We start from the raw sequence: 24,775 nt of genomic DNA, 5'->3' as shown, positions 1-24,775 counted from the left end.
CGCTCTGATCTTCTGGCTCAATGTCTGGCAATTATACGGGTGATAGACCCTGGTTTCATATTTCCGTCCTGTGAGACGGCGGGATCTATAAGAAAGGGCCCGCTACAACCCGTTAGGATGACCACTTCATCAATGTGTGCGGGTTACCACAAAATCGGCGATCTGGCGTAGCGGATCGGCGCCGCTGCTGAAAATCGTCAGCGCCGTAACAGCCTCTTCCTGCAAGCATCGAAGATGGGCGCGGGCCCCGTCAATACCCAGGCAGGCTGGATAGGTCGGTTTGTTCCGCGCAGCATCCGAGCCTTGAGGCTTGCCGATGGTAGCCGTGGCGCCTTCCACATCCAGCAGGTCGTCCTGGACCTGGAATGCCAGGCCCAGTGCCCGGGAATAGATCTGCAGGGCCTCGAGCGTAGCACCATCAGCCCTTTCCGAGGCCAGAGCGCCGAGTCTCACGCTGGCCTCGATGAGTGCGCCGGTCTTGCAGCGGTGCATGTGTTGTAGCTCTTCCAACTGCAAAGTTCGACCAACGGCACCGAGGTCGATGGCCTGGCCGCCCACCATGCCGGAGCGACCACTGGCTCGGCTCAGGGTCTTAAGCATACGCACCCGGGTTTCGGCACCGAACTCGCCGCGGTCGCCCAAAACTTCGAAAGCGAGACTCTGGAGGGCGTCGCCGGCCAATATGGCTGTAGCCTCGTCGAAAGCGATATGGACCGTCGGTTTGCCGCGCCGCAGGGCGTCGTCGTCCATAGCGGGCAGGTCATCATGGATCAGTGAGTAGGCGTGGATCAGCTCCACTGCACAACCCGGTACCAAGGCCTTGTCTGCATCGCTGCCAGCGGCCACGGCGGCGGCCATCGCCAGTACTGGACGGATGCGTTTGCCTCCGCCGAGCACGGCATAGCGCATGGCATCCTGCAACCGGGCCTGTGCAGGCTGCGTTTCGCCCAGCCAGTTGTCCAGTGTGGACTCGATGGCCTCGCGCCAAGGCGTAAACGGATTGTCTGGGGTCTGCGGGGTGTCGCTCATTGGCCCTCGTCGTCCACGTTGAACGGACGGGTTTCCAGAGTGTCGTCGTCGACCTTGACTAGCTGCTCGACCCGCTGCTCCGCCTGGCGCAGGGCTTGCTGGCATTCGCGAGTCAGGCGCACACCGCGTTCGAAGGCAGCGAGGGATTTCTCCAGGGGCAGGTCGCCTTGCTCCAGGTCGCGGACCAGGGCCTCGAGTTCGTTCAGGGATTTTTCGAAGTCGGCAATAGTGACGCCGGTCTCGTCAGTCATGACGGGCTTTCTCCGCGGGAATGTGGTGGACGCTCGATACAATCGACTCGATCAGAGGTTCCGTATTTCGGGCGGAGTATACCAGAGCTGGTGAGGTTTGCGTTTTCTCTGGCGGCCACACCGGGCTATGCTTAAGAGGAAATTCCGGAGAGTGTATTCTGGCGTCAGATAGTGCGGGTAGCTAAGGAACCTCTGATTAAGTCTATACGCGATTCTGCAAGTCTTGAGCGTCTTTCTGCTGTTGTTTATCAATACAGGCGCGAATCGCCGGTAATGGCCGAAGCCCTTGCCAGGATTCGCAACGCCGTCCGGAAAGACGCTCAAGGCTTGCCTGAAGGGGCTCTCCCTGAAAGCGGGACTCCGCGTTGCGCCTTCTTGGAAGACAGCCAGCCTTCGTGGCGAAGCCGCGCCTTGATTCCGGCTTTCAGAGAGAGCCAGACTCGCATATAGACTTAACCAGAGGTTCCCTAAAAAGACACAGACAACAGGGCGGGCATCGAGATGTGGCAGGGTGAAGAACGCAGGCGTTTCTATCGGGTCGACGACAAGGTGGCGTTGCGCTACGTGAGGCTCTCGGACCGGGCATCGCTATCCGCCGAGCTGGCGGATATCTCCTTACGCACGCGGCAGGTGGACCTGGATCTCGCCCTGGACCAGGCTCTAGCGAAGCTGGCTGAGACAGCGCCGGAAACCCGCGAAGTCATCGATCTGCTCAATCGCAAACTGGATCTGGTCCTTGAGGCGCTGGGCGAGGAGGTCCAGGGCCTGGAGTGTGGCAGCCTGGTCACCCGCGAGATCAACCTGAGCGTCGGGGGCCTGTCCTTTAGGGCAGAGGAAGAGATGGTGGACCAGGAGTCTCTACTGGTGGACCTGCTGTTCTACCCGGAACGTCGAACTATTCGCGCTCTGGCCCGTGTCGTGGGCGTTGTACCCGAACAGGGCGGTTACCGGGTCCATCTGGACTTTGACCGGATCACCGATACCGATCGCGAGCTGCTGATGAGTCACATCATGCGGTTGCAGAGTTCGAAATTGCGCGAACGCGATACCGCTGCCCGGGATCATTCCTGAAGCCGGTTCCAACTGAAACTCACCCGCTCACCGGTGGCGCCCTCCCGCAGCCAAGCCTGTTCGGTTACGTTGACCCGGCCGTCACCATGTACCGAGACGATGGTGGTGGCACGCGTGCCGTAAGTGTCGCTGCGGATAAACGGGGATGACAGGAATCGTTCGGTTTCCAGGCCGACGCCGGTATCCGGCAGGTACGTGTCGGGCGCCGGTGAGGTGTCCATCAGCGCCTGGGTCAGCGATTCGTGAAGCTCTTCCGCTGGTGCTTCGTGCATCAACTGCGTCAGGGTCTTGCGCAGGCGTACCAGCTTGGGCCATGGACTCTGCAACAAGTGATTGCTGAGGCCATAAGTTCCACGATGCAGCCCGCGGCCGGGGTGGCTGTCGCGATTACTGTAATACCAGCCGTCGGCAGATGTCGCCCAAACAAGGTTGTAGCCAGCGAACTGATGCTGAGATTCACCGAGCCGGCGTTCGAGTTCGGCCTGCTCTGCCGTCAACGCCCAAAGCGGCAGTTGGCCTCGCGACCAGGCACCTTTTCCCGGCTGGCCATCGCGGAAGTTGGTGACGGCCGCGACATTGCCTGAACGGGTGACCGCCAGCCATGTTCCCCCGGATTGCTTATCCTGGCCGGCAAGGATATCGGGTGACGGCCACCAATGCATGGCACGGGTAGGGCGATCGTAGAATTCGTCGCGATTCGCGGCCACTACAAGCGGCAAGTCCGGGTGTTGGTCGATCGCAAAAAGAATCAGGCACATAAGATTGGTACTATCCCAGGCAAAGGTTCCGGCCCAGGTGTTGAGTGATCCCAGGCTACCCACTGTGTATCATACGGGCCTGGATTCTGGCCATTAAGGAAAGACCCGGCATGGGCCTGGTAATGTTATTTGTGGTGTACATGGCGCTGGGCGCCCTTGCGGGTACACTTGCCGGGCTTTTCGGCATCGGCGGTGGCCTTGTGATCGTGCCGGTGCTCATCTTCAGTTTTAGCATGCAGGGCGTCAGCGGTGATGTTGCCGCCCACCTGGCTGTCGGCACATCCTTGGCGACCATCGTTTTTACCTCGATCAGTTCCATCCGTTCCCACCACCGGCATGGCGCCGTTCTGTGGCCGATCTTCCGCCCAATGATGCTGGGGATCGTGGCGGGCGCGATCTTTGGTGCCTATACCGCCGCTTTGCTGCCGGGTGCAGTATTGCAGGTCATTATCGGGATTTTTGTCATCGTCGTGGCCGGCATCATGTTGTTCAATATCAAGCCGGCCCCGGGTCGTAGCGTGCCGCGTAGCCCGGGGCTGGTTGCTGCGGGTAGTGGTATCGGTTGGGCATCGGCCATCTTTGGTATCGGTGGCGGCACCTTAACCGTGCCGTTCCTGAGTTGGTGTAATGTGCGTATGCAGCAGGCGGTAGGAACGTCCGCCGCGTGTGGGTTGCCCATAGCCGCTGCCGGTGCGGTGGCCAATATTTTTACCGGTCGGGGGGAGATTGGCCTGCCTGAGTACAGTGTGGGCTTTATCTACCTGCCGGCCCTGGGCGGCATCGTCCTGACCAGCGTGATCTTTGCACGTATCGGCGCGGGTCTGGCACATCGGCTTGACGCTGTGCTGCTGAAGCGCATTTTCGCACTGTTCCTGCTGGTTGTGGGTATCCGCTTCCTGATCTGATTTTTCTCCATATTGAAGATAGCGAGGTCTCATGCTGCGTCACCCACAATTCGATCCGGTCGCGTTCTCACTCGGGCCGCTCAAGGTTCATTGGTACGGCCTGACCTACCTGGTGGGCTTTGTCGTTGGCTGGTGGTTGGGGCGGATAAGGGCGCGCAAGCCCTGGTCGCCGATCAACGAGGAGCAGATGGGCGACCTGCTGTTCTATATCGCGTTGGGCGTAGTGCTGGGTGGCCGCTTTGGCTACGTTGTCTTCTACAACTTCGAGACGTTCCTGGCTGACCCGCTTTGGCTACTCCGCGTTTGGGAAGGTGGTATGTCCTTCCACGGCGGGCTGATTGGCGTGTTGCTAGCGATGTGGTGGTTCGGCCGCAAGGTGAATCGGCACTTCTTCCAGATCGCTGATTTTGTGGCGCCGTTGGTACCGGTGGGGCTGGGCGCCGGTCGTATCGGCAACTTCATTAACGGCGAGCTCTGGGGGCGGCCCACCGATGTATCCTGGGGCATGGTTTTTCCCCAGGCGCCGGACCTGTTGCCGCGTCACCCGTCGCAGCTCTACCAGTTTGCGATGGAAGGCGTATTGCTGTTCATCGCCCTGTGGTGGTTCTCGTCCAAGCCGCGTCCGCGCATGGCGGTTTCCGGCCTGTTCCTGGTGCTGTATGGTTGCTTCCGCATTGTTGCGGAGTTCTATCGCCAGCCGGACGCCCAGTTGGGTTACCTGGCATGGGGCTGGGTCACTATGGGGCAGCTTCTGTCTCTGCCTATGGTGGTCGCGGGATTGATATTGATGGTGTTTGCCTACGGGGCAGAGAGGAGTAAGGCGTCATGAAAGCCTATCTGGATTTGATGCGCGATGTGGTGGATAACGGTATCGACAAGGGCGACCGCACCGGTGTCGGTACACGCTCGGTGTTCGGGCGCCAGATGCGTTTCGACCTGGGTAAAGGTTTCCCGCTGGTAACAACCAAGAAAGTGCACCTGCGCAGCATCATTTATGAATTGCTATGGTTCCTGAACGGATCCACCGATAACAACTGGCTGCGCGAGCGCAAGGTCAGCATCTGGAACGAGTGGGCGCTTGAGAATGGTGACCTGGGGCCGATCTACGGCAAGCAGTGGCGCAGTTGGCAGTGCCCGAACGGCGATGTGGTGGACCAGATTGCCGAAGTCGTGCGCCAGATCCAGACCAAGCCGAACTCCCGCAGGCTGATTGTATCGGCCTGGAATCCAGCGGAATTACCGGACGAAACCATCAGTCCACAGGAAAATGTCGAGCAGGGCCGCATGGCGCTGGCGCCGTGTCACTGCCTGTTCCAGTTCTACGTGGCTAACGGCAAGTTATCCTGCCAGCTATACCAGCGCAGTGCCGACCTGTTCCTAGGGGTGCCTTTCAATATCGCCTCCTATAGCCTGTTGACCCATATGATCGCCCAACAGTGCGACTTGGATGTGGGTGAGTTCGTCCACACCTTCGGCGATTGTCACCTCTACCAGAACCACTTGACCGATGACATCGTCTTCGAACAACTCAAGCGCGAGCCGCGCCCGCTGCCCCGGCTGCATATCCGCCGCAAGCCGGACAGTCTGTTCGAGTACGAGCTGGAGGATTTCGAATTCGAGGGTTACGATCCCATGCCGGTAATCAAAGCACCGATTGCGGTTTGAGGCCGGCCGAGCAAGGAGAATAGCGATGCGCAAAGCACTGATCGTCGCCATGGCGCAAAACCGGGTCATCGGCCGTAACAATGCATTGCCCTGGTACCTGCCGGGTGACCTGCGCTACTTCAAGCAGGCAACGATGGGAAAGCCAATCCTGATGGGCCGCAAGACGTTCGAATCCATTGGCCGGCCGTTACCCGGTCGCCTGAATGTGGTCATTACCCGTGACCCCGACTGGGAGGCGCCCACCGGTGTCGTTGCCGAACAGTCTTTGGAGGCGGCTTACCGCCGTGCGGAAGCCCAGGCTGAGCTGGAAGGCGGTGACGAGATCATGATTATCGGTGGCGGGCAGATCTATGCTGACGCACTGCCGGATATCGATCGCATGTATGTGACCCAAGTACATGCGGATGTGGAAGGGGATGCCTGGTTCCCGGAAGTGGACTGGGACCAGTGGGAAGAGCTCGGACGGGAGGATTTCTCCGCGTCCGAGAACAATCCATACGACTACAGCTTCGTGGTCTATCAGCGCCGCTCGGCAGTCTAACGGCGTGGCGCCTTGGATTTGGGTTTACCCCCGGGTCCGGGTCGGCCACGGCCACCATCGCCTTTCTTGAACCCGCCTCCATTCTTCTTGAAGCCCGGCTTGGGACCGCGACGGTCACCCTTGTGCGGCGGCCGCTTGTTGCGGCTGGCGGGCGACGGCACCGGCAATTCGGTCGGCATCTCCAGCGGCATAGCGCCAGGCTGCGCCGACTCCAGCCAGCAGGCCAGAGCACCGGCAATCATCGCCGGGTCCATATCATTGCGCTCGGCGATGGTATCCAACAGGGCCATCGCCTTGTCCAGCCGACCGTCTTCGCTGAAGCCCAACAATTGGGCCTCGAACTGTTGCTCCCGCAGCTTCTGCAGGTCAGCGGGTGGCGGCAGGCGGTAATCGGACATAGGGGAGTTGGTCGCGCGTTCCAGTGTGCGCAGCCAACTGCGCTCCCGCGGGGTCACCAGCAGGATGGCCTTGCCCTCTCGACCGGCACGACCAGTGCGGCCGACGCGGTGGATGTAGGCTTCGCTGTCGTAGGGCACGTCATAGTTGATGACGTGGGTAATTCGGGGCACGTCCAGTCCGCGTGCTGCCACGTCGGTTGCGACCAGCACGTCAAGCTTGCCGCGACGCAAATCTTCCACTGCCTGTTCCCGCTGCTTCTGGTTGATGTCGCCATTAAGGGCGGCCACCGCGTGGCCTCGCGCCATCAACTTCTCGGCTAGCAGGGTAGTTTCGGCTTTGGTACGCACGAAGATGATGGTCGCGTCCACAGGCTCGACTTCCAGGATGCGCGTCAGCGCATCCAGTTTGCGCTCGGCAAAGACTGGCAGCACGAACTGCGCAATACGCGAAACCGTACGGGTCTGGCTCTCGATCTTCACTTCCTCGGCGTTGGCGAGGTAAGTCTGAGCCACCTTGCGGATCGGTGCCGGCATCGTGGCCGAGAACAGAGCGCGCTGACAGTTCTCCGGGGTCTTGCCCAGGATGGCTTCGATGTCGTCGATAAAGCCCATCCGCAGCATCTCGTCCGCTTCATCCAGCACCACCGATTTGAGCTGGTCCAGCTTCAGGGTGCCGCGGCGCAGGTGGTCGAGCAGGCGACCCGGCGTACCCACGATAACCTGGGCACCACGCTGCAGGGCTTTCAACTGCGGGCGGAAATCCTGGCCGCCATAAATGGGCAGAACCTGGAAGTTGCGGAAGCGGCTGGCGTAGGTAGTAAAGGCTTCAGCCACCTGGATGGCCAACTCCCGGGTGGGAGCCAGCACCAGGATCTGCGGTGCATGAAGATCGGGATCGATACTGCTCAGCAATGGCAGCGCAAAAGCCGCTGTCTTGCCGGTGCCTGTCTGGGCCATGCCCAACAGGTTGCGGCCGGCGAGCAGGATGGGGATTGCCTGGGCCTGGATCGGAGAGGGGGTTTCATAGCCCACGGCTGAAACGGCCTCGAGGACCACCGGATGGAGGCCTAGCTCGGCAAAAGTCTGTGTTTGCATGAAGAAACTCGGAATTCGGGGAGATGTAAGCAGGCGCTCCCGGAATCTTGCTCTTCTACGTCGACAGAGGGGGAGCGTACGAACCTGCATTATAGAGGTTTAGAAACCGATAGGATACGCAGTATATTGTCCGGTTGGTAGGTAGATATACTCGATTGTCGTGATTTTCGGGCAGATGGGGCAGCTCATCCGGGCTCGGAATCTTTCCGGCCTGCCCGGGCTGTTCCTGGTCAGGCATTAGCTTTTCAGATGGATATAACCATGCGTTTCGATGAACTACTGGCTGGTGCGGGCGCATCGAGCCTGGTCATTCCCGGTAGCTGGGGGCAGGGTCGGGCCACTTTTGGCGGATTGGTCGCGGCGTTGGCCTTCCAGAAGATGCAGGCCGTCGTGCAGGCGGGGCGACCGCTCAGGGCGTTGCAGGTTGCTTTTGTGGGCCCGGTTTCGGTGGACGAGCCGCTGTCGTTCGAGGTCGAGCTATTGCGGGAGGGCCGCGCTGCGAGCCAGGTTGAGGGGCGCATCAAACAGGCTGGTGAAACCCGTCTCGTGGCCCTGGGCAGTTTCGGCGGCGACCGGGAATCCCAGGTTCAGGTCACGCCACAGCCGGCACCTGAGGTGCCCACACCGGATGCCTGCCGCGCGCTTGACTATATTCAGGGTGTCACGCCTGAGTTTACGCAGCACATCGAGATGCGCTGGGCATTCGGCAATCTTCCGTTTGCTGGTAGAGCTGATCGGGAAATGGGCGGCTGGATGCGCTTCCGGGAACCCGGTAGCGAGATGACCGATGCTCATATTATCGCTCTGGTCGACGCCTGGCCGCCGGCGGTGCTACAACATGTGAAGCGGCCGGTACCGGCCAGTTCCATGAGCTGGTCCCTGGAAATCGTCCATCCGCGCCCGCAAATGAAGGCGGACGAACCGTTGCTATACCGCGCAGAGATCGACCAGGCCGGCTCAGGCTATGGTCACACCCACGCCACCATCTGGAACCGCGAGGGCGAGTTGGTAGCCCTGAGCCGGCAAACCGTAACGGTCTTCGGCTAAGAAGACCCGAACATGCGGGGTGACTACTGACTAATGGCGACAGGCGTCGATAATGATCCGCGCAAAGTCCTCGGGCGCGTCCTCCTGCAGGAAGTGGCCTCCACGCAATGTGGTGTGTGGCTGACCCTGGGCGCCAGGAATTCGCCGCTGCATGTAACGGTCGCCGCCGCGGGTGACGGGATCACCGTTGCTGAAGCAGGTAACGAACGGTTTCGTCCACTTCTCAAGCGCAACCCAGGCAGCACGGTTGGCCTCGCTGGCCGGATCGTCCGGACGGATCGGCACCAGGCGCGGGAAAGCCCTGGCGCCCGCTTTGTGCTCGCTTGAAGGGAAGGGGGCATCATAGGCTGCGCATTCGGCGTCTGTAAGGGTGCGCGCCGTGCCGATCTGCACAATTCGGCTGATCGGGAACCAGGGGCTGTAAACCGCAAACCCCCGCCATAGATGGAACACCGTTGGTACTTTCTCGTCGCCGGTAGGAAGCATGCCATTGCCGACAATGATGCGGCTGAACCGTTCCGGGTGTTCAGCCGCCATTCTCAAGCCCAGCAGCGAACCCCAGTCCTGGCAGACTAGCGTAATGTTCTCCAGTCCCAGTTCGTCGATCCAGGCCTTGAGCCAGTCCATGTGTGACTGGTAGCTGTAGTCCTCGATGGACGCCGGCTTATCGGACTTGCCGAAGCCGACGAGGTCTGGAGCCAGGACCCGGAAGCCCGCTTCGACCACGGGCGGGATCATGTGACGGTACAGGTAGCTCCAGGACGGTTCGCCGTGGAGCATGAGCACTGGCTCGGCCTCAGGTGATCCTTCGTCCACGTAATGCATGCGAAGACCAGGTGCGACTTCGAGGTAATGCGGTTCAAAGGGAAAATCGGGCAACTGCGCGAAGCGCTGTTCCTCGGTCCGAAGAATACGCATCCTGTCCAAGGTCCTTTCTATCAGCTAATCGTGAGTTCACTGGGATGGTGTCCCCGCCGGGGCTCAATAGAAGGATAGCGCAGAATAATCTGGAAGGGTGAGGACTCGCATCCCCGGGGCAGGCCCGGTATTAACCGGCAGCCTGCTGTTCTTTTTCGAGTTGCTCGAGCTTTCTCATGGCATCGTCAAGGCAGTTGACTGCACCACAATCGTCTGCAGAGCATAGGCCGATGGTGTGGCAGGCCATGTCATGACGGTTCTCTCCGTCGTTCCGGAAGATCCGGGCCTTGGGAATGGTTGAGCTGCAATGTCCGCACAGGAATGTTGGAATGACGCGGTTATCAGCCAACTGAGCGTTATAGCGTTCCTGGATACTCATAATGACTCCTCTTATCGTTAGAAAGGCGCGTTCTCCTTAACAGCGCCCATCTTTCTAACCTAAGGCCATTCTGTTTCATTTCCAAGTCATGACAGGCTCTACATTACGCAGATTACGGCGGACGGATCAGCTATCAGGCGCCAGACCGTTGATTTTGCGGATGATCGTGACAAAAATTTCACGCCCGGTTGGAATAAGTTCATCTGGGAAATCGTAGTCAGGGTTGTGCAGTTGCGGGTGGATGTTGCCCGCGCCCAGGCCCAGCATCGCCCCCTCGGCATAGAGCGTGAAAACCCCGAAGTCCTCGGACCAGCGAAATCCTTCGGGCATGCGATGGCAGGGAACGCCGATATCGCGACACGCATCGGTGACAGCACGGTAGCCGGTCTCCGTATTGACGCTGGCCAGGAAATCGTCTTCCCAGTCGAAGGCGACTTCAAGGCCGGCTTGCTCTGCCGCTTCACGAGCCAGGGCGCAGGCTCTGTCAGACAGGGACGTCATAGCTTCATTGGTTTCGCTGCGCAGGGTTGCCATCAGCTCCGCCTCGCCAGGCGCAGTACCAAAGGCCTTCTCGCCCATACGCGCGTGGACCAATGTGACCCAGGTGGACTCGTCGAATGCCTTTGGCAGGTCTGGCAGGCGTGCCATCAGTTCCGCCAGGGCGGGCGCCGGGCTCACGCCGTCCTCAGGATGGGCGGCGTGCGACGTCTTACCGGTCAAGCGAATGATCATTCCACGGGACGCGCAGTTAAACGGGCCAGGTCGCGTAAACACTTCTCCCAGCGGCAAGCCGGGTACATTATGCAAGGCGAAGGCATAGTCCGGTTTGTACGGGGCAAACGTCGGGTCGTTGAACATTCGCCGTGCGCCCTGGCCGTCTTCCTCGGCGGGCTGGAATAGCAGGATCACCCGGCCTTTGTTCGGTCGCTGGTGGCCGAGTATCTGCGCTACGCCGATAACGATCGCCATGTGGCCGTCGTGTCCGCAGGCATGGGCGCAACCATCGACGGTCGAACGATAGATTCTGTCTCCGGATTCACGGATCGGTAGCGCATCAAGTTCGCAGCGGATCAGGGTGGTCGGGCCGTTCTCCGAGCCCTCGAACACCGCAAGCAGCCCAGCGCCGCCGACGCCGGTGACGATCTCGTCTGGCTGCAGCGATTCAAGGAGATGGCGGACGCGTTCGGCAGTCTTGTATTCCGCGCCGGACAGCTCGGGATAGCGGTGCAGATCCTGACGGATGCGGGTGAGGTCGCTGAGGTCGTTCATGATTTTGGCTTTTGGTCTTAGCTTTCGGGAGGTGTAGGGCGCCGGTTGGAGCGTTTATCGTCCCAGTCCAGCGCGCGCGGATCGTACCAGTCCATTTCTCCCAGGACTTTTTCGTGGGTGGTGGGGGAGAGTGTAGGCCATAGACTCTGGAAGTCGTCCAGTCCTTCCTCGCGACGTCGGGCCTGTTTGCTACGCAGCTTGGCGATAATGGCGGGCAGGCGTAGAGCTTCACCCAACTGGCCAGGGCGAATCACCTCCTGACCCATGACTTTCTTGCGATGGGTGCGCTGGGCCAGGGTTTTCTGCAGGGCTTCAGCGGCCTCGATGGCCGTTTCTACGGAAAATTCGATACTATCCAAGGTTTATTCCAGAGATCCGGGTGCCCGTATTCCGTTTCCACGTTCGGATATGGATGGGAATACGCATAGGTCGTTTCAACGGGATCCCGTTGAATCAGGCTGCAACAGGTCACAATCTACTATAGCCTTACCTCGTGCATGCTTGCCATGGTCCGTATTACTTATGATCAGGATATTCAGTTATGTATGACGCTTTAGAGCGGCGCTCCTTCCTTGCGATGTTGCTGGTGGTTTCACTGGCGTTCCTGTTCCTGATCAAACCCTTCACGGGGCCGATTTTCTGGGCCGTGGCCATCGCCCTGATTTTCAATCCGGTGCAGAACTGGCTATTGCGGCGGATGCCGGGACGCTACAACCTGGCGGCGCTGCTGACTCTGCTGCTGTGTCTGTTCATCGTCATAATCCCGATCATGTTGCTGATTTCTTCACTGATTGCCGAAGGTGTGAACCTCTACCAGAAGGTGCAATCCGGCGAGATCAGTCCGGGTCAGTATATCGACCAGATCACCCAGTCGTTTCCCGCCATTCAATCGTTTTTGGACCGGTTCAACATCGATTTCGAGCGCATTCGGGAGGGCGCGGTTGCCACGTTCGTGGGCGGCAGCAAGTTGCTGGCTCGGCAGGCTTTGGGCATCGGGCAGAACACCTTCCAGTTTTTCCTGGCCTTCTCGTTGATGATCTACCTGGCCTTCTTTCTTCTTCGTGATGGTTCAAAGCTGGTGGATCTGCTGATTCGGGCTCTGCCGCTTGGGGACGAGCGCGAGCGTCTGCTGTTCGCCAAATTTGCCGAGGTAACCCGCGCTACCGTTAAGGGAAATCTGGTTGTGGCTGCGGTGCAGGGCGCGCTGGGAGGTCTGATCTTCTGGATACTGGGTATTGCCGGGGCGTTACTCTGGGGCGTGGTGATGGCGATCGCTTCCCTGGTTCCGGCCGTTGGGGCCGCTCTGGTTTGGGTCCCTGCAGCCCTCTATCTCGCCGCTGTCGGTGAATATGTACCTGCCGCGGTCCTGACGGCCTTTGGTGTACTGGTCATCGGGTTAGCCGACAACCTGTTACGTCCAATTCTTGTGGGGCGTGATACCAAGCTACCGGATTACATTGTTTTACTGTCGACCCTGGGCGGAATTGTAATGTTTGGTATCAACGGCTTCGTGATGGGGCCGCTGGTCGCTGCATTGTTCGTCGCCTTCTGGGGTATTTTTATCAGGGAATTCAACGAACCTGCGCGCGTGGCCCTGGGCGAGACTACGGCAACTCGTGAGGAACAGCCTCCCGGCTGATCCTTATGGCGTTATGGGGTAGCATTGGGTCTGGCTCAACGGGCGTCATGAAACCGTCTGAAAACGCAGAAGCCGGAGTAAAGCGCCGGTGGCATTTTTACATGTTTTCGTGCTATGTCCCGATTGGCCGTGGATCAGATCTCTCAGGAGCACAATATGAATAAAATAATCCCGAGCAAGAGGTGGGTCGCCACAGGCGCGCTGGCTGTATTGGTGAGCGTAGGCGGCAATGCCTACGCGGCTAACGAGGTCCTGGCGTTGCAGAACGCGCTCTACGGTGCCGGTTACGACATCGACAACGCGAACGGCCAGATGGGGCCTTCCACCCGTTCTGCCCTGGAAGCTTTCCAGAAGGATCACGCCGGACTGAAACCCACCGGCCAACTGGACGATGCCACCAAGGAAGCGCTGGGTATGGTGTCGGTCAAGGTAGCCGCAGCCCCTGCGCAGAGCAGTAAGCCAGCTGCACCGGCAGCGTCCACCGCGCAGGCCAAGGCAGAGCCGAAGCCAGCGGAAACCGAGTCGGAAGACGGGGTTGAAGAAGAGGACGATGGTTCCTGGCTCTTCTTCTGACGCCCGCCTGATGTCCCCTGTGCCGGGTGTCCTGGTCAGCGCCTGCCTGCTGGGTGAGGCGGTGCGTTATGACGGGGGGCATCTTCTCTCCACCCATCCCCTTTTCAAGCATTGGCAGGCGGAAGGCCGTATCGTAGCGGTTTGTCCCGAAGTGGCCGGCGGACTCCCCATTCCCCGTGCTCCAGCGGAGACCCGTGGCGGCGATGGCCATGCTGTCTGGGCCGGTTCAGCGCATGTTATTACCCGTGATGGGGAAAATGTCACGGACGCTTTTCTGGCGGGGGCCGAGCATGCCCTAAGGCTGGCACGGCGCAGGAACTGCCGGATGGCAGTATTGGCGGCCAAGAGCCCCAGTTGCGGCAACCGTGAAATCTACGATGGGTCTTTCGGTGGCCAGTTGGTGGCTGGGCAGGGTACGGCGGCTGCGCATCTCGAAGCCGCCGGTATTCGTGTGTTCAACCAGTATGAGCTGGAAGCAGCGGACCGGTATCTGCGCTCTCTGACCTGAACGCAGACCGGTGAAACGGCGTGTTCCGGATCAGTCCAGTTTTTCCAGATCTCGAACGCCGCCCTTGTCCGCGCTGGTGGCCAGCAGGGCATAGGCCTTAAGGGCTGCCGACACCTTACGCGGGCGTGCTTCCGCCGGTTTCCAGCCGGCTTCGTCCCGGGCCTTGCGTCGGGCATCGAGCTTTTCCGCGTCCAATTGAACGTTGATGCTGCGCTCCGGGATATCGATGACGATGACGTCGCCGTTCTCGATCAGGCCGATGGCGCCGCCACCCGCCGCTTCCGGGGAAACGTGGCCAATGGACAGCCCCGAGGTGCCGCCGGAGAAACGACCGTCCGTCAGCAGCGCGCAGCTCTTGCCCAGTCCTTTCGACTTCAGGTAGCTGGTGGGGTAGAGCATTTCCTGCATGCCCGGGCCGCCCTTCGGGCCCTCATAGCGGATAATCACAACCTCGCCGGGCTGTACTTCATCATTCAAAATGCCGGCAACCGCCGTGTCCTGACTTTCGAATACGCGGGCACGACCCTCGAACACGTAAATGCTCTCATCCACACCAGCGGTTTTAACGACACAGCCGTCGAGGGCGATGTTGCCGTAGAGGACCGCAAGGCCACCTTCCTGCGAGTAGGCGTGTTCCAGTGATCGAATACAGCCGTTCTCTCGATCACCGTCCAGCGACGGCCAGCGCGTGCTCTGGCTGAAGGCCTGTTGGGTGGGAATGCCAGCAGGACCGGCCTTGAAGAACTCGACAACGTCTGGCGAGGGCTGGCGCATGATGTCCCACTGGTCCAGGGCGTCTGCCAGAGTCTTGCTGTGGACTGTCGGTACGTCGGTGTTGAGCAGCCCGGCCCGGTCCAGCTCCCCCAGAATGCCCATGACGCCACCTGCGCGGTGCACGTCTTCCATGTGGTACTTGGGTGAATTGGGCGCCACCTTCGACAGTTGCGGTACCTTGCGCGAGAGTAGATCGATTTCATTGAGGGTGAACGGAACCTGGCCTTCCTGGGCAGCGGCGAGCAGGTGGAGGATGGTGTTGGTCGAGCCGCCCATGGCGATGTCCAGCGTCATGGCATTCTCGAAAGCGGCTGTGGATGCGATGCTCAGGGGCAGCACGCTGGCGTCATCCTGCTCGTAGTAGCGGCGCGTGTTCTCAACAATCTGACGGCCGGCCTTGAGGAACAGCTGTTCCCGGTCGGCATGGGTGGCCAGCATGGAACCATTACCCGGCAGTGACAGGCCGATGGCTTCGGTCAGGCAGTTCATGGAATTGGCAGTAAACATGCCGGAACAGGAACCGCAGGTGGGGCAGGCACTGCGTTCGTATTCTTCTACCTGCTCGTCGCTGGCGTTGGGATCGGCCGCAATGACCATGGCATCAACCAGGTCGAGTTTGTGCTCGGAGAGCTTGGTCTTGCCGGCCTCCATCGGTCCGCCGGAGACGAAGATGGTGGGAATGTTCAGGCGCATGGCCGCCATCAACATGCCAGGGGTAATCTTGTCGCAGTTGGAAATACACACCAGCGCGTCGGCACAGTGGGCATTGACCATGTATTCGACTGAATCGGCGATGATTTCCCGCGATGGCAGGGAATAGAGCATGCCGTCGTGCCCCATGGCGATGCCGTCGTCGACGGCGATCGTATTGAATTCCTTGGCCACACCGCCCGCCGCCTCGATTTCCCGACAGACCAACTGACCCAGGTCTTTCAGGTGTACGTGACCGGGTACGAACTGGGTGAAGGAGTTGGCGACGGCGATGATCGGCTTGTTGAAGTCGTCGTTCTTCATCCCGGTGGCGCGCCAGAGTGCACGCGCACCGGCCATATTGCGACCGGCGGTCGACGTCTTGGAACGGTACTGGGGCATGTCGGTCTCTCGTCAGCAATGCTTAGGGACCGAAGAGAATACCAGAACTCGCGCCCGGCGGTTACCGGTCCGTTTGTAGCGTATCGGGCGCGCGTCACAAGAAGTACTGGCTGATCTGGTTACAATTGTTCACAATGTAATCCGTATGCGGTCGCGCCATATCCGCTTGACCAGGGAGTTATATGATGTCTGCCCGGGAACAACTGCCGATTCGGCGCTTGCGAGAGTTCCAGCCCCTTGACCGATTGACCGACGAGCAGCTCATCCTGCTGGCATCACGGGCGGAGACGCGCAAACACGGGCCAGGCCAACGGGTCATCGAACGTGGCGCCAGAGATGGGTTGGAGTATTTCCTCCTGGACGGAGAGGTGGAGCTGGAAGCCGTCGATGGACGCACCTCGACGATTCGCGCCGGCAGCGACAAGGCTCGCCATCCCCTTGCACGACTACAGCCGCGTATGTATACCGTCACAGCCGTTATCGCAACGGAGGTGCTGATCGTCGCCCAGGACATATTCAACCAGTTGCTGCGTTCGGCTCCGGTAGTGGCGGAAGGCGTGGAGGCGGCCGAGGCTGGTGAGGAAGTCGGTAGCGAGGCGCACAACCTGCTGATGGCGTTCTACGCAGATCTGCGCTGCAACAAGCTGGCGTTACCCAGCGTGCCGGATGTGGCCTGGAAGGTCCGGCGGGCGACCGAGCGCGAAGATTCTACGGCGGACGGGATCGCCAACGTTATCTCGGTGGATCCATCCATCTCGGCTAAACTGGTAAGGGCATGCAATAGTCCACTCTATCGTGGGTTCAGCGATGTTCGCACTGTTCGGGACTCGGTCGTCCGGCTGGGCACACGCACCACACGGCAGTTGGTGACCGTGTTTTCCATGCGTGAGGTATTCAAGACCCAGCGCACCGAGTTGCAGGCGGCGATGGAGCGTTTGTGGAAGCATGCACGGGAAGTTGCCGCCCTGTGCTGGGTGTTGGCGGATGCGGCGACCAACCTGGACCCTGAGGAGGCGCTGCTGGCAGGTCTGCTACATGATTTGGGGGCTATCCCCGTCATCGTCCATGCTGAGCATCACGTGGATATCTTCGCCGACCGCCAGTTGCTCGATCGCGTGGTCGACGAGCTCAAGTCGGATATCGGCGCCGCACTGCTGGAACGCTGGGAGTTTCCGCAGAGTTTTGTTATCGCTGCAAGGCATGCAGAGGACTGGAGTTATCAACCGCCCCAGGACGAGCCGCAGCTCGTGGATGTTGTCATCCTGGCCCAGTTGCATGCGATGATTCGTGACAGGCAGGGCGATAATGCCTTGCCCAGGTTCGAATCTGTGCCCGCTTATAGCCGGCTGGGCGAGCTGGAGCTGAGCGCATCGCGCAGTTTGGATATCCTCAATCAGGCGCAGGAGCGTATCGATGAGGTCCAGAAACTGCTCTCCATTCATTAGAACGCAGAATTTACATGCACGTACCTCTTTTTCCGCTGAACTCGATCGTGCTGCCCAAGGGACGGATTCCCCTGCAGTTGTTCGAGCCCCGTTACATCGATATGCTCACCCGTTGTCTCAAAGAAGACCGTGGCTTTGTCATCGTACTGCTTCGTGAGGGGTTGGAGACCAACAGCATGGCCGCGTTCTACGACATTGGCACCTATGTGCGGATCGTCGACTTCCAGCAGTTGGAGAGTGGTCTGCTCGGTATCACCGCGGAAGGCGATTACAAGGTAACGGTGGTCAAGACCTGGCAGGCGCCCGATGGACTGAACATGGGCGATGTCGAGCCGCTGTTGATGGAGGAGGACCTACCGGTGCCGAACCGGTTGAACGAGCTGTCTGTGGTATTGAAAGCGCTGTTGCGGCACCCGGTGGTCAGCGACCTGAATATGTCCGTCGACTTCGACAATGCAAGGGATGTGGGCTGGCGCCTGACCGAACTCCTTCCCCTGGACAAGCAGGAGAAACAGCGCCTGGTCGAGCTGCAGGACCCGCTGGAGAGACTTGATCGTCTCCACGTGCTGCTTGAGGCGCTCGAGTAAAGCGTACTCAAAAGGGCGCTCTTGGGCAGGTGCGCCCGGATAGATAGTGTTTGAATAGATACCTTGAACTGGATACTTGCGAACAACCCCCAGCCGAGGCTAACCGCCTACTATCGCGTAGCGCGCCATGCCGTAAGGAAAGGCCAGTTGGATATAGCCGGCCGTCGTCAGGGCAGCGGATAGCAGCATGCCGTTGCTCAGCCTATCCCGTATCAACCGATGCCGGTCGTAGCGACTGTAGCTCACCCGCGTCAGGCCACACACGGACAAACCTAGTAGCAGGCCTCCAACCACGTCGCTGAACCAGTGAACGCCCAGGTAGAGTCGGCTAGCGGCAATCAGCAGGATGGGTAGTCCGGCGATGGCGTAGATCTTCCAACGCTGGTGCGGCGGCCACTCGTGAGCGACGAAGCTTGCCGCCAGGCCGATGATTACAGTGATGCCGCTTGTGTGGCCGCTGGGAAAGGCGAAGGACGACGGCGGCACGCTCACCATTTCGGGACGGGGAATCGCAAAGCCTGCCTTCATCAATGAGGTCACTACGGAGACTGTAATGCCTGCCGCAACAATATGTAGGGCGGCAGCGCCCATGCCTCGGGCCAGGAAAAACAGGACGCCGATAACGGTCACCAGCGTCAGGAGCATGGGGTCACCGACGAGGGTCAGTCCAACGGCGACTGGATCGATCAGCGGGGAGCGCAGGGTGGCGAAGAAGGTTGCGGTGCCTTGGTCCAGGTCATCGAGCAGGTGAGTTTCCATGGACATCAGTGCCCAAACTACGAACAGGGCAGCGCTGGCGACCGTCAGCGTGATTGAGGCTAGTGGGAACTCAGAGCCCTGCGGTCGCTCGCTGGAGAGAGTCTGCCAGAGTCTTCGTCCGAAGTCGCTGCGCGTAACCGTAGCCTCGATGTATCGGTAGAGGCTGCTGTCACCGCCCAGCCCCCAGTGCACGCGAAAGAACACCAGGTAGACCAGAGCCAGTACGGCGAGGCTTAGCCCTAATACTGGATAGAAGTGAGGCGGCAACTGGATATCCAGCGCCATGGCGCTGCCCACCAGGTACCCCGGCAGCACATAGACCGGCGCCCAGCCGACGGCGGAAAGGATGTTGAAAGTAAAGAAGCGCTGTGCCGGCATTTGGAAGGCGCCGGCGATCAACGGAAGTACTGGCCGGATTGGGCCCACGAAGCGACCGATCACGACGCTCTTGCCGCCGTGGCGATGGAAGAAACGTTCACCGCGGGCCACCAGGCGAGGATAGCGGGTGAAGGGCCAAAGGGTGTCGAGCCGCCCCTGGAATAACCGGCCCAGCCAGAAGCTGAGGCCGTCACCGGCGATGGCACCGAGCCCCGACCAGACCAGTGCCTCGAAAAGGGGCATGTCGATCTGCCCGGCGAGGGTCGCTGCTGCGAACATCATGGCGACCCCTGGAACGATAACGCCGGCGATCGCCAGTGATTCCAGCAGGGCTATGCCGAATAATGCAGCCGTGAGCCAGCCCGGATTCTCGCCCAACCACTGAATCGCAGTATGGAGCCAGTCCATCATGCGGCGCGTGTAGTACCGTCGATAAACCAGGCGCGGTCGGTGCCGCGGCGTTGGGCTTCGGCGACGGCTGCAACGGCTCTGTCACGCAGGTGGTGGCTGGTGGTATCGCCGCTGTACCACGTGGTGCAACCCAGGGTGGCTGTGAGCCGGCCTACCACCAGCCATTGGGACTCGCCCAAAGTACGTCTGACCCGTTCAGCGATAACCCGTACCCCCTCTTCCGGCGTGAACGGCAGGATCAGGAAGAAGTCGCCATCGCCCAGTGCATACAGGGTGTCGCCGGCCCGGATTACGCCAAACAGGGTCTGGGTGACCTCGTGCATCGTGTTGGCGATCGGGGTCTTACCATGCAGTTCGATGGCCTCGTCCAGGTGGTCGATATGCAGTTGCACCACGGATAGCGGGTTGCCCGTGGCCTGGGCCCGGCTGATTTCCTTCTGCAGGTTTTCGTCGAGGAAGCGGGCATTGTGTGCACCGGTCATCGGGTCGGTGATCGCCAGGTCTTCGGCAGACTGGGCCATATGGGAATATTGCCAGCTGTAGAAAGCGGCCGCGCCGAACAGCAGCAACAGGCCGCTGATGGAAACGATCGCCTGGGTTAGCGGTAGGACGAGCGCTAGCCATAAGGACACGGTCAGGATCAGTGCCAGTGACAGGCCAACGGCGATCCGCAGGGGCAGGATCAGGAAATTCAGCAGGATCAGCGCCAGGGTCCAGTGCGACACGTCGGTTTCCGGCGTCGCGAAGACCGCAATCAGTGCAATCAGGTTCATCGCCGTCAGCAGCAAGGCGTGGCCGGGCGCCCGCAGTTGCTGACGTCGCATCAGGATGGTGTAGACGAGGCCGGCCAGACCGCAAACGCCCAAAGTGATGGCCAGGTAGAACAAGCTGTAGAACCCGTAGCGCAGGTTCTGGGTGGCGAGGGCCGCCATAAAAAGTACGGTCAGCCCGTAGGCGACGCTGTGGGTCAGGGTCCGCAGTCGGGTCTCAGTCATGGGGATCCGCCTCCGACTGTTGCTCCGTGGCATCGGCACCGGACCAGGCGCTGAAGGATTGCGTCCGGTTACCACCTTGTTGTTGGGCTCGCTGCAGCGCGCGTGCGGCCGCTCGTTGCAGGCTCTCGGCATCATCGCCGATATTGAGTCCTGCGACACCAGCGCTGACGGTCATATCCATTTCATGGGACTCAAGCAGGTTACGCAGCCCTTTGCGGACCACTTCCGCCTTGCGTGTGGCTTCGGCGGTATTGGTGCCCGGCAGGATGGCCAGGAACTGGAGATCGGCAACCCGGTAGTAGCTGTCGAAATCCCGTAGCTGGGAATGCAGATAGCGGCCGATGCGGGGGAGGATAGCGTGAATGTCGTCCTCGGGCAGGGCGTCGCCGCGGTGGATATCCAGGCCGATCAACAGCACCGCCATCTCAATACCTTCACGCTCGCTGCGCTGGATTTCCTTATGCAGGTCGGCGGAAAGGTAGTCTCGGCTGGCAGCCTGTGTGAGCTCATCGGTGCGCCTTAGCGGCGCCAGTTGGCGGGTTTTGTACTCGCGCAGGAACACGAAGATCCCTGAAAGCAGCACCGCCAACAGCGCGCAGGCGACGAATTGGTGGCGGTCGGGGCCCAGGCTCGCGTCCAGTCCGGCCGCGATCACCAGTGCCAGGTAGGGGAGGATCAGTATGCCCGCCCAGGGTAGGGGCCACAGGGCGAAGGCGCTCAAGGGAAAAATGTAGCTCCATTGGGCCAGGCCCGGCGCGTGAGTCAGGATGGCTGGTGCCAGGGCGACGAGGAACAACAGGTTTAGCAGGCGTGCCGCGATAATCAGGGACGAGTTGCCGGTCGCGATCTCGGCCCGGTAGCGAGCCCATATCATACCGGCACACACCACGGCTGTTACGGCGGCGGTAAATGCGCCGCGCCAGGCGCTGAAGGCGGCGATGATCAGTAACCCGACGGTCGCGATCCGGGCAAAGCGGCTGAAAAGAAAAGTCTCCGCCACACTTGGCATTCGATGTCTCCATGACGACATTTTCCACTGCGTGCCGAAACCGCCGTTGAAATCCGGCACAGGATAGGGAGAAATGTTTGAGGTTCCCGAGGGAGCGCCTGAACGACTCCTTGCGCGCCTTAAATAGATGCGCCTGCCCGCGTATAATACCTGTAAGGCGAACTGACTGAAATCCGCCGCACCGGGAACCCGGGAAAAAGTTTGGTTGTTGCAACAGGTTGTGACAGCGCCGACTTTTCCAGGTGCCTTTTATGGGTGGGTCGTCGTTGATTTATCGCTCTCCACGGTTTCCCCGGTTTCACCATGTGGCGTATGCTTCGCAGTTCCCTGCCGCGTATAACCGGATAACGGCAGCTACAGATAAGACAGGATCTCTCGATGGATATTTCGGTATACATGGCGGGCGTCGGTCAGCAGGCCCGTGTTGCGGCAGCGGCCGTTGCCCGCTCCAGCACCGCGGTACGCAACGGTGCGTTGCTGGCGATGGCAGATGCCCTGGACGCCGCCCGCGATGCGTTGAAACAGGCGAATCTCAAGGATCTGGACAACGCCCGGGCTAATGGTCTGGAGTCTGCGATGCTGGATCGCCTTGAGCTGACGCCAACTCGTATTGACGCCATGATCGAGGGCTTGCGTCAGGTTGCGTCTCTGCCGGATCCCATTGGCGAGATAACCGATATGAGCTATCGGCCTTCCGGTATCCAGGTGGGTAAGATGCGGGTTCCGCTCGGCGTGATCGGCATTATCTACGAGTCCCGTCCCAATGTGACCGTTGAGGCAGCGAGCCTGTGCCTGAAATCCGGCAACGCCACCATCCTGCGGGGCGGCTCGGAATCACTGAATTCCAACCAGGCTATTGCGCAATGTATTGCCGAGGGGCTTACCAAGGCTGGGTTGCCGGAAGATACCGTCCAGGTCATAAAGACCAGCGACCGTGAGGCGGTAGGCAAGCTGATTACCATGCCGGACTACGTTGACGTCATTGTGCCGCGGGGTGGTAAAGGGTTGATCGAGCGCATCAGCCGGGATGCGAAGGTGCCCGTGATCAAGCACCTGGACGGGGTTTGTCATGTCTATATCGACAGCCATGCCGACCCGGAGAAAGCCTTGAATATTGCGGTCAACGCCAAGACCCAGCGCTACGGGACCTGCAACACGATGGAAACCCTGCTGGTCGATAGCGAGATTGCTGCCGACATATTGCCGCTGCTCGCCAATGCCTTCGAACACAAGGGGGTTGAGCTGCGCGGCTGCGAGCTCACCCGGGACATATTGCCCAGTGTCGCCAAGGCGACCGAGGATGACTGGTATGCTGAATACCTCGGACCGATCCTGGCCGTGCGGGTGGTGGAAGGGTTGGATGAGGCGATCGCCCATATCAACACCTACAGCTCCCAGCACACCGACGCCATCGTGACGGAAAACTACACTCGGGCGCGTCGCTTCCTGACGGAAGTGGATTCCAGCTCGGTGATGGTCAACGCCTCCACCCGCTTTGCGGATGGGTTCGAGTATGGCCTGGGCGCAGAGATCGGCATCTCGACGGATAAACTGCACGCGCGGGGGCCGGTGGGTCTTGAGGGACTGACTTCGCAGAAATACGTGGTCTTCGGCGACGGCCATATCCGGACCTGAATGCGGCTTCCTTCTATCTAGAGTTGTTTATGAAAGTAATCCTCGGTGGCACGTTCGATCCCATCCATAACGCTCACCTGCGCACAGCGGTCGAATTGAGGGAACTCCTCGATGTCGAAACGGTCACCCTGGTGCCGAGTCATATCCCACCGCACCGGGACGAGCCGGGCGCGACGCCGGAACAGCGATTGCACATGCTGCATGTTGCGGTGGAAGGGGAGTCGGGGTTGCAGGTCGATGAGCGAGAACTGGCTCGAAACACTCCATCCTACACCGTGGATACCCTGGCGGAACTGCGCGATGAATTGGGCGAGAGTGTGCCGCTGGCCATGGTCGTTGGTACCGATAGCTTCGCGTACATTGATCGCTGGCATCGGTGGAAGCAGTTGCTGGCCTTGGCCCACATTATCGTTGTGCAGCGCCCGGGTCATGACATTCCTGAAACGGGCGTGGCGGGGCAACTACTTGCTGAGAATTCTGGAACCACTGCGAACACGCTAAAGCAGTTGCCGGCGGGCAAGGTCTGGCCGGTCACGTTACCCTTGCTGGATATCGCCGCCACGACGATCCGCGACCATATCCGTAAGGGGCGGTCGCCACGCTATCTGGTGCCCGATAGCGTCCTTTCCCTGATCCGCGAAACCGGACTCTACCGCAACTGATTCGTGAAACCTCCTGTGGAACTGGTTGAAACGTGACCTGTCCCAGGTTTTTGGTGATACAATTCCCGCTTCATCGTCACTGGTCTGACAGGGGCAAACAGCCGCTCCCCGAATGGATGCGGCATTCCAGGTGGAAACACCGTCATACAGGGTAATTATGCAGGCTGAACAACTGAGAGATACGGTCATCAATGCACTTGAGGAGGTGAAGGCGCAGGACATCAGCGTAATTGATGTCAAGGACAGAACCAGCGTCACGGATTACATGGTCATAGCCTCGGGCACATCCAACCGCCATGTCCGCTCCCTGGCTGATTCTGTGATTACCGAAGCCAAGTCGAAAGGCGTGCGCACGGCGAATGTCGAAGGCGGCGAAGTCAGCGACTGGCTGCTGGTTGACCTGGGCGATGTGGTCGTCCACGTGATGATGCCGGCAACCCGCGAATTCTATGATCTTGAACGGCTCTGGCGTGATGCGCCGGACCTCGGCGCGGCCGGTAGCGAGTAGACATGCGCCTAAAGCTGGTCTGCGTAGGCCAGAAAATGCCAGGATGGGTCAGTGATGGTTACCAGGAATACGCCCGGCGTTTCCCGCCCGATATGCCCCTGGAATTGGTCGAGACGGTCCTGGCCCCGCGCACTAAGAACCCGGATATTCCCCGGTTGATCCAGAAAGAAGGCGAGGCCCAATTGGCGGCTCTGGCCAGAACCGATCGTGTGATCGCCCTAGAAGTCGAGGGTAAGTCCTGGTCCACCGAGAAGCTGGCATCCCAGTTGGAGAGCTGGCAAATGGACGGTCGCGACGTGGCCTTCCTGGTCGGGGGGCCTGATGGCCTGGCGCCCGAGTGCCGGGCGAGGGCCGATCAGCTCTGGTCACTCTCGTCGCTGACCCTGCCGCATCCGCTGGTGCGCATCTTGCTCGCCGAGCAGTTGTACCGGGCCTGGTCCATCACCCGCAACCATCCATATCACCGCGCATAGG

General features: G+C 60.2%; 27 protein-coding genes. 15 read left to right on the top strand and 12 right to left on the bottom strand.

The features are described 5' to 3' along the window. Positions 1-129: 129 nt before the first annotated feature. Both RE428_RS18145 and RE428_RS18140 read right to left on the bottom strand, forming a co-directional pair. Positions 130-1,029, bottom strand: coding sequence for a polyprenyl synthetase family protein (locus RE428_RS18145; RefSeq protein WP_004583355.1), 900 nt, complete (start codon positions 1,027-1,029; stop codon positions 130-132). Continuing rightward, positions 1,026-1,280 (bottom strand): exodeoxyribonuclease VII small subunit, encoded by a 255-nt coding sequence (locus tag RE428_RS18140; RefSeq protein WP_004583354.1) that lies wholly within the window; start codon positions 1,278-1,280, stop codon positions 1,026-1,028. The genes RE428_RS18145 and RE428_RS18140 overlap by 4 nt, the downstream gene beginning before the upstream one ends. A 501-nt stretch (positions 1,281-1,781) precedes the next feature. Here RE428_RS18140 and RE428_RS18135 point away from each other — a divergent pair. Next, positions 1,782-2,351, top strand: a complete 570-nt coding sequence (locus RE428_RS18135; protein WP_004583353.1) for a PilZ domain-containing protein — start codon at positions 1,782-1,784, stop codon at positions 2,349-2,351. On the opposite strand, the gene RE428_RS18130 is transcribed toward RE428_RS18135, so the two are convergent. Next, on the bottom strand, positions 2,342-3,109 hold the full coding sequence (locus RE428_RS18130) for an NRDE family protein (RefSeq protein WP_004583352.1): 768 nt from the start codon (positions 3,107-3,109) through the stop codon (positions 2,342-2,344). The two genes, RE428_RS18135 and RE428_RS18130, sit on opposite strands and share 10 nt — an antisense overlap. A 122-nt stretch (positions 3,110-3,231) precedes the next feature. Between RE428_RS18130 and RE428_RS18125 the strand changes: the two genes are divergently transcribed. The 4 genes from RE428_RS18125 to RE428_RS18110 are packed head-to-tail and all read left to right on the top strand — an operon-like array spanning position 3,232 to position 6,220. Beyond that, positions 3,232-4,014: a sulfite exporter TauE/SafE family protein gene (locus tag RE428_RS18125; protein WP_004583351.1), complete on the top strand. Its 783-nt coding sequence runs from the start codon at positions 3,232-3,234 to the stop codon at positions 4,012-4,014. A 31-nt stretch (positions 4,015-4,045) separates the two neighbouring features. Continuing rightward, entirely contained in the window at positions 4,046-4,843 is a 798-nt protein-coding gene (gene lgt, locus RE428_RS18120; protein ID WP_004583350.1) for a prolipoprotein diacylglyceryl transferase, read from the top strand. Beyond that, positions 4,840-5,679 carry a thymidylate synthase gene (locus RE428_RS18115; protein WP_004583349.1) on the top strand — a complete coding sequence of 280 codons (840 nt, stop codon included), beginning with the start codon at positions 4,840-4,842 and terminating at the stop codon, positions 5,677-5,679. The genes lgt and RE428_RS18115 overlap by 4 nt, the downstream gene beginning before the upstream one ends. A gap of 25 nt (positions 5,680-5,704) precedes the next feature. Next, complete coding sequence (locus tag RE428_RS18110; protein ID WP_004583348.1) at positions 5,705-6,220, top strand: dihydrofolate reductase; 516 nt, start codon at positions 5,705-5,707, stop codon at positions 6,218-6,220. On the opposite strand, the gene RE428_RS18105 is transcribed toward RE428_RS18110, so the two are convergent. After that, a complete protein-coding gene (locus RE428_RS18105; protein ID WP_004583347.1) occupies positions 6,217-7,713 on the bottom strand; it encodes a DEAD/DEAH box helicase in 1,497 nt (498 codons plus the stop codon). The genes RE428_RS18110 and RE428_RS18105 overlap by 4 nt on opposite strands. Positions 7,714-7,974: 261 nt before the next feature. Here RE428_RS18105 and RE428_RS18100 point away from each other — a divergent pair, with 261 nt between their 5' ends. Further along, positions 7,975-8,760 (top strand): acyl-CoA thioesterase, encoded by a 786-nt coding sequence (locus RE428_RS18100; RefSeq protein WP_004583346.1) that lies wholly within the window; start codon positions 7,975-7,977, stop codon positions 8,758-8,760. A 30-nt stretch (positions 8,761-8,790) separates the two neighbouring features. On the opposite strand, the gene RE428_RS18095 is transcribed toward RE428_RS18100, so the two are convergent. The 4 genes from RE428_RS18095 to RE428_RS18080 all read right to left on the bottom strand — a co-directional run bounded on the left by RE428_RS18095 (position 8,791) and on the right by RE428_RS18080 (position 11,685). Next, positions 8,791-9,678: a haloalkane dehalogenase gene (locus tag RE428_RS18095; RefSeq protein WP_004583345.1), complete on the bottom strand. Its 888-nt coding sequence runs from the start codon at positions 9,676-9,678 to the stop codon at positions 8,791-8,793. Between the two features lie 130 nt (positions 9,679-9,808). Next, positions 9,809-10,057 (bottom strand): hypothetical protein, encoded by a 249-nt coding sequence (locus tag RE428_RS18090; RefSeq protein WP_004583344.1) that lies wholly within the window; start codon positions 10,055-10,057, stop codon positions 9,809-9,811. Positions 10,058-10,183: 126 nt separating this feature from the next. Further along, positions 10,184-11,326 carry an amidohydrolase gene (locus tag RE428_RS18085; RefSeq protein WP_004583343.1) on the bottom strand — a complete coding sequence of 381 codons (1,143 nt, stop codon included), beginning with the start codon at positions 11,324-11,326 and terminating at the stop codon, positions 10,184-10,186. 17 nt (positions 11,327-11,343) lie between these two features. Continuing rightward, positions 11,344-11,685 carry a hypothetical protein gene (locus tag RE428_RS18080; RefSeq protein ID WP_004583342.1) on the bottom strand — a complete coding sequence of 114 codons (342 nt, stop codon included), beginning with the start codon at positions 11,683-11,685 and terminating at the stop codon, positions 11,344-11,346. A 182-nt stretch (positions 11,686-11,867) separates the two neighbouring features. Here RE428_RS18080 and RE428_RS18075 point away from each other — a divergent pair, with 182 nt between their 5' ends. From RE428_RS18075 to RE428_RS18065, 3 genes are all read left to right on the top strand, one after another. Further along, positions 11,868-12,965 (top strand): AI-2E family transporter, encoded by a 1,098-nt coding sequence (locus RE428_RS18075; RefSeq protein WP_004583341.1) that lies wholly within the window; start codon positions 11,868-11,870, stop codon positions 12,963-12,965. Positions 12,966-13,121: 156 nt separating this feature from the next. Next, positions 13,122-13,538 (top strand): peptidoglycan-binding domain-containing protein, encoded by a 417-nt coding sequence (locus RE428_RS18070; protein ID WP_004583340.1) that lies wholly within the window; start codon positions 13,122-13,124, stop codon positions 13,536-13,538. Further along, entirely contained in the window at positions 13,516-14,046 is a 531-nt protein-coding gene (locus RE428_RS18065; protein ID WP_004583339.1) for a 2-thiouracil desulfurase family protein, read from the top strand. The genes RE428_RS18070 and RE428_RS18065 overlap by 23 nt, the downstream gene beginning before the upstream one ends. Before the next feature lie 30 nt (positions 14,047-14,076). Here RE428_RS18065 and ilvD read toward each other — a convergent pair whose 3' ends face one another. Further along, entirely contained in the window at positions 14,077-15,912 is a 1,836-nt protein-coding gene (gene ilvD / locus RE428_RS18060; protein WP_004583338.1) for a dihydroxy-acid dehydratase, read from the bottom strand. Between the two features lie 185 nt (positions 15,913-16,097). Between ilvD and RE428_RS18055 the strand changes: the two genes are divergently transcribed. Beyond that, complete coding sequence (locus RE428_RS18055; protein ID WP_004583337.1) at positions 16,098-17,357, top strand: HDOD domain-containing protein; 1,260 nt, start codon at positions 16,098-16,100, stop codon at positions 17,355-17,357. Between the two features lie 14 nt (positions 17,358-17,371). After that, a complete protein-coding gene (locus tag RE428_RS18050) occupies positions 17,372-17,944 on the top strand; it encodes an LON peptidase substrate-binding domain-containing protein (protein WP_004583336.1) in 573 nt (190 codons plus the stop codon). 99 nt (positions 17,945-18,043) lie between these two features. Here RE428_RS18050 and RE428_RS18045 read toward each other — a convergent pair whose 3' ends face one another. Genes RE428_RS18045 through RE428_RS18035 form a run of 3 tightly spaced genes read right to left on the bottom strand, consistent with a single transcriptional unit; the run spans position 18,044 to position 21,496 of the window. Beyond that, complete coding sequence (locus RE428_RS18045) at positions 18,044-19,492, bottom strand: bifunctional DedA family/phosphatase PAP2 family protein (protein WP_004583335.1); 1,449 nt, start codon at positions 19,490-19,492, stop codon at positions 18,044-18,046. Next, a complete protein-coding gene (locus RE428_RS18040; RefSeq protein ID WP_004583334.1) occupies positions 19,489-20,487 on the bottom strand; it encodes a GGDEF domain-containing protein in 999 nt (332 codons plus the stop codon). The genes RE428_RS18045 and RE428_RS18040 overlap by 4 nt, the downstream gene beginning before the upstream one ends. Then, the gene (locus RE428_RS18035) at positions 20,480-21,496 is read right to left on the bottom strand and encodes a GGDEF domain-containing protein (protein ID WP_004583333.1); all 1,017 of its coding nucleotides are present in this window, start codon (positions 21,494-21,496) and stop codon (positions 20,480-20,482) included. Before RE428_RS18035 ends, RE428_RS18040 begins: the two co-directional genes overlap by 8 nt. Positions 21,497-21,874: 378 nt before the next feature. On the opposite strand from RE428_RS18035, the gene RE428_RS18030 reads away from it, so the two are divergent. The 4 genes from RE428_RS18030 to rlmH all read left to right on the top strand — a co-directional run bounded on the left by RE428_RS18030 (position 21,875) and on the right by rlmH (position 24,774). Next, the gene (locus tag RE428_RS18030; RefSeq protein WP_004583332.1) at positions 21,875-23,131 is read left to right on the top strand and encodes a glutamate-5-semialdehyde dehydrogenase; all 1,257 of its coding nucleotides are present in this window, start codon (positions 21,875-21,877) and stop codon (positions 23,129-23,131) included. A gap of 29 nt (positions 23,132-23,160) precedes the next feature. Beyond that, positions 23,161-23,793, top strand: a complete 633-nt coding sequence (gene nadD, locus RE428_RS18025; RefSeq protein ID WP_004583331.1) for a nicotinate-nucleotide adenylyltransferase — start codon at positions 23,161-23,163, stop codon at positions 23,791-23,793. A 157-nt stretch (positions 23,794-23,950) separates the two neighbouring features. After that, the gene (rsfS, locus tag RE428_RS18020; RefSeq protein ID WP_040883824.1) at positions 23,951-24,301 is read left to right on the top strand and encodes a ribosome silencing factor; all 351 of its coding nucleotides are present in this window, start codon (positions 23,951-23,953) and stop codon (positions 24,299-24,301) included. Between the two features lie 2 nt (positions 24,302-24,303). Then, positions 24,304-24,774, top strand: coding sequence for a 23S rRNA (pseudouridine(1915)-N(3))-methyltransferase RlmH (gene rlmH / locus RE428_RS18015; protein WP_004583329.1), 471 nt, complete (start codon positions 24,304-24,306; stop codon positions 24,772-24,774). The last annotated feature ends 1 nt before the right edge of the window (position 24,775 follow it).

The organism is Marinobacter nanhaiticus D15-8W (assembly GCF_036511935.1).
Taxonomy (GTDB): domain Bacteria; phylum Pseudomonadota; class Gammaproteobacteria; order Pseudomonadales; family Oleiphilaceae; genus Marinobacter_A; species Marinobacter_A nanhaiticus.
Note: the sequence above shows the minus strand (reverse complement) of the source record. Positions and strands in the feature narration are given on the sequence as shown.

Bases quoted from the DNA above. Each gene is read 5' to 3' on its own strand.
- RE428_RS18145 (WP_004583355.1), bottom strand. From the start codon at position 1,029: ATGAGCGACACCCCGCAGACCCCAGACAATCCGTTTACGCCTTGGCGC.
- RE428_RS18140 (WP_004583354.1), bottom strand. From the start codon at position 1,280: ATGACTGACGAGACCGGCGTCACTATTGCCGACTTCGAAAAATCCCTG.
- RE428_RS18135 (WP_004583353.1), top strand. From the start codon at position 1,782: ATGTGGCAGGGTGAAGAACGCAGGCGTTTCTATCGGGTCGACGACAAG.
- RE428_RS18130 (WP_004583352.1), bottom strand. From the start codon at position 3,109: ATGTGCCTGATTCTTTTTGCGATCGACCAACACCCGGACTTGCCGCTT.
- RE428_RS18125 (WP_004583351.1), top strand. From the start codon at position 3,232: ATGTTATTTGTGGTGTACATGGCGCTGGGCGCCCTTGCGGGTACACTT.
- lgt (WP_004583350.1), top strand. From the start codon at position 4,046: ATGCTGCGTCACCCACAATTCGATCCGGTCGCGTTCTCACTCGGGCCG.
- RE428_RS18115 (WP_004583349.1), top strand. From the start codon at position 4,840: ATGAAAGCCTATCTGGATTTGATGCGCGATGTGGTGGATAACGGTATC.
- RE428_RS18110 (WP_004583348.1), top strand. From the start codon at position 5,705: ATGCGCAAAGCACTGATCGTCGCCATGGCGCAAAACCGGGTCATCGGC.
- RE428_RS18105 (WP_004583347.1), bottom strand. From the start codon at position 7,713: ATGCAAACACAGACTTTTGCCGAGCTAGGCCTCCATCCGGTGGTCCTC.
- RE428_RS18100 (WP_004583346.1), top strand. From the start codon at position 7,975: ATGCGTTTCGATGAACTACTGGCTGGTGCGGGCGCATCGAGCCTGGTC.
- RE428_RS18095 (WP_004583345.1), bottom strand. From the start codon at position 9,678: ATGCGTATTCTTCGGACCGAGGAACAGCGCTTCGCGCAGTTGCCCGAT.
- RE428_RS18090 (WP_004583344.1), bottom strand. From the start codon at position 10,057: ATGAGTATCCAGGAACGCTATAACGCTCAGTTGGCTGATAACCGCGTC.
- RE428_RS18085 (WP_004583343.1), bottom strand. From the start codon at position 11,326: ATGAACGACCTCAGCGACCTCACCCGCATCCGTCAGGATCTGCACCGC.
- RE428_RS18075 (WP_004583341.1), top strand. From the start codon at position 11,868: ATGTATGACGCTTTAGAGCGGCGCTCCTTCCTTGCGATGTTGCTGGTG.
- RE428_RS18070 (WP_004583340.1), top strand. From the start codon at position 13,122: ATGAATAAAATAATCCCGAGCAAGAGGTGGGTCGCCACAGGCGCGCTG.
- RE428_RS18065 (WP_004583339.1), top strand. From the start codon at position 13,516: ATGGTTCCTGGCTCTTCTTCTGACGCCCGCCTGATGTCCCCTGTGCCG.
- ilvD (WP_004583338.1), bottom strand. From the start codon at position 15,912: ATGCCCCAGTACCGTTCCAAGACGTCGACCGCCGGTCGCAATATGGCC.
- RE428_RS18055 (WP_004583337.1), top strand. From the start codon at position 16,098: ATGTCTGCCCGGGAACAACTGCCGATTCGGCGCTTGCGAGAGTTCCAG.
- RE428_RS18050 (WP_004583336.1), top strand. From the start codon at position 17,372: ATGCACGTACCTCTTTTTCCGCTGAACTCGATCGTGCTGCCCAAGGGA.
- RE428_RS18045 (WP_004583335.1), bottom strand. From the start codon at position 19,492: ATGATGGACTGGCTCCATACTGCGATTCAGTGGTTGGGCGAGAATCCG.
- RE428_RS18040 (WP_004583334.1), bottom strand. From the start codon at position 20,487: ATGACTGAGACCCGACTGCGGACCCTGACCCACAGCGTCGCCTACGGG.
- RE428_RS18035 (WP_004583333.1), bottom strand. From the start codon at position 21,496: ATGCCAAGTGTGGCGGAGACTTTTCTTTTCAGCCGCTTTGCCCGGATC.
- RE428_RS18030 (WP_004583332.1), top strand. From the start codon at position 21,875: ATGGATATTTCGGTATACATGGCGGGCGTCGGTCAGCAGGCCCGTGTT.
- nadD (WP_004583331.1), top strand. From the start codon at position 23,161: ATGAAAGTAATCCTCGGTGGCACGTTCGATCCCATCCATAACGCTCAC.
- rsfS (WP_040883824.1), top strand. From the start codon at position 23,951: ATGCAGGCTGAACAACTGAGAGATACGGTCATCAATGCACTTGAGGAG.
- rlmH (WP_004583329.1), top strand. From the start codon at position 24,304: ATGCGCCTAAAGCTGGTCTGCGTAGGCCAGAAAATGCCAGGATGGGTC.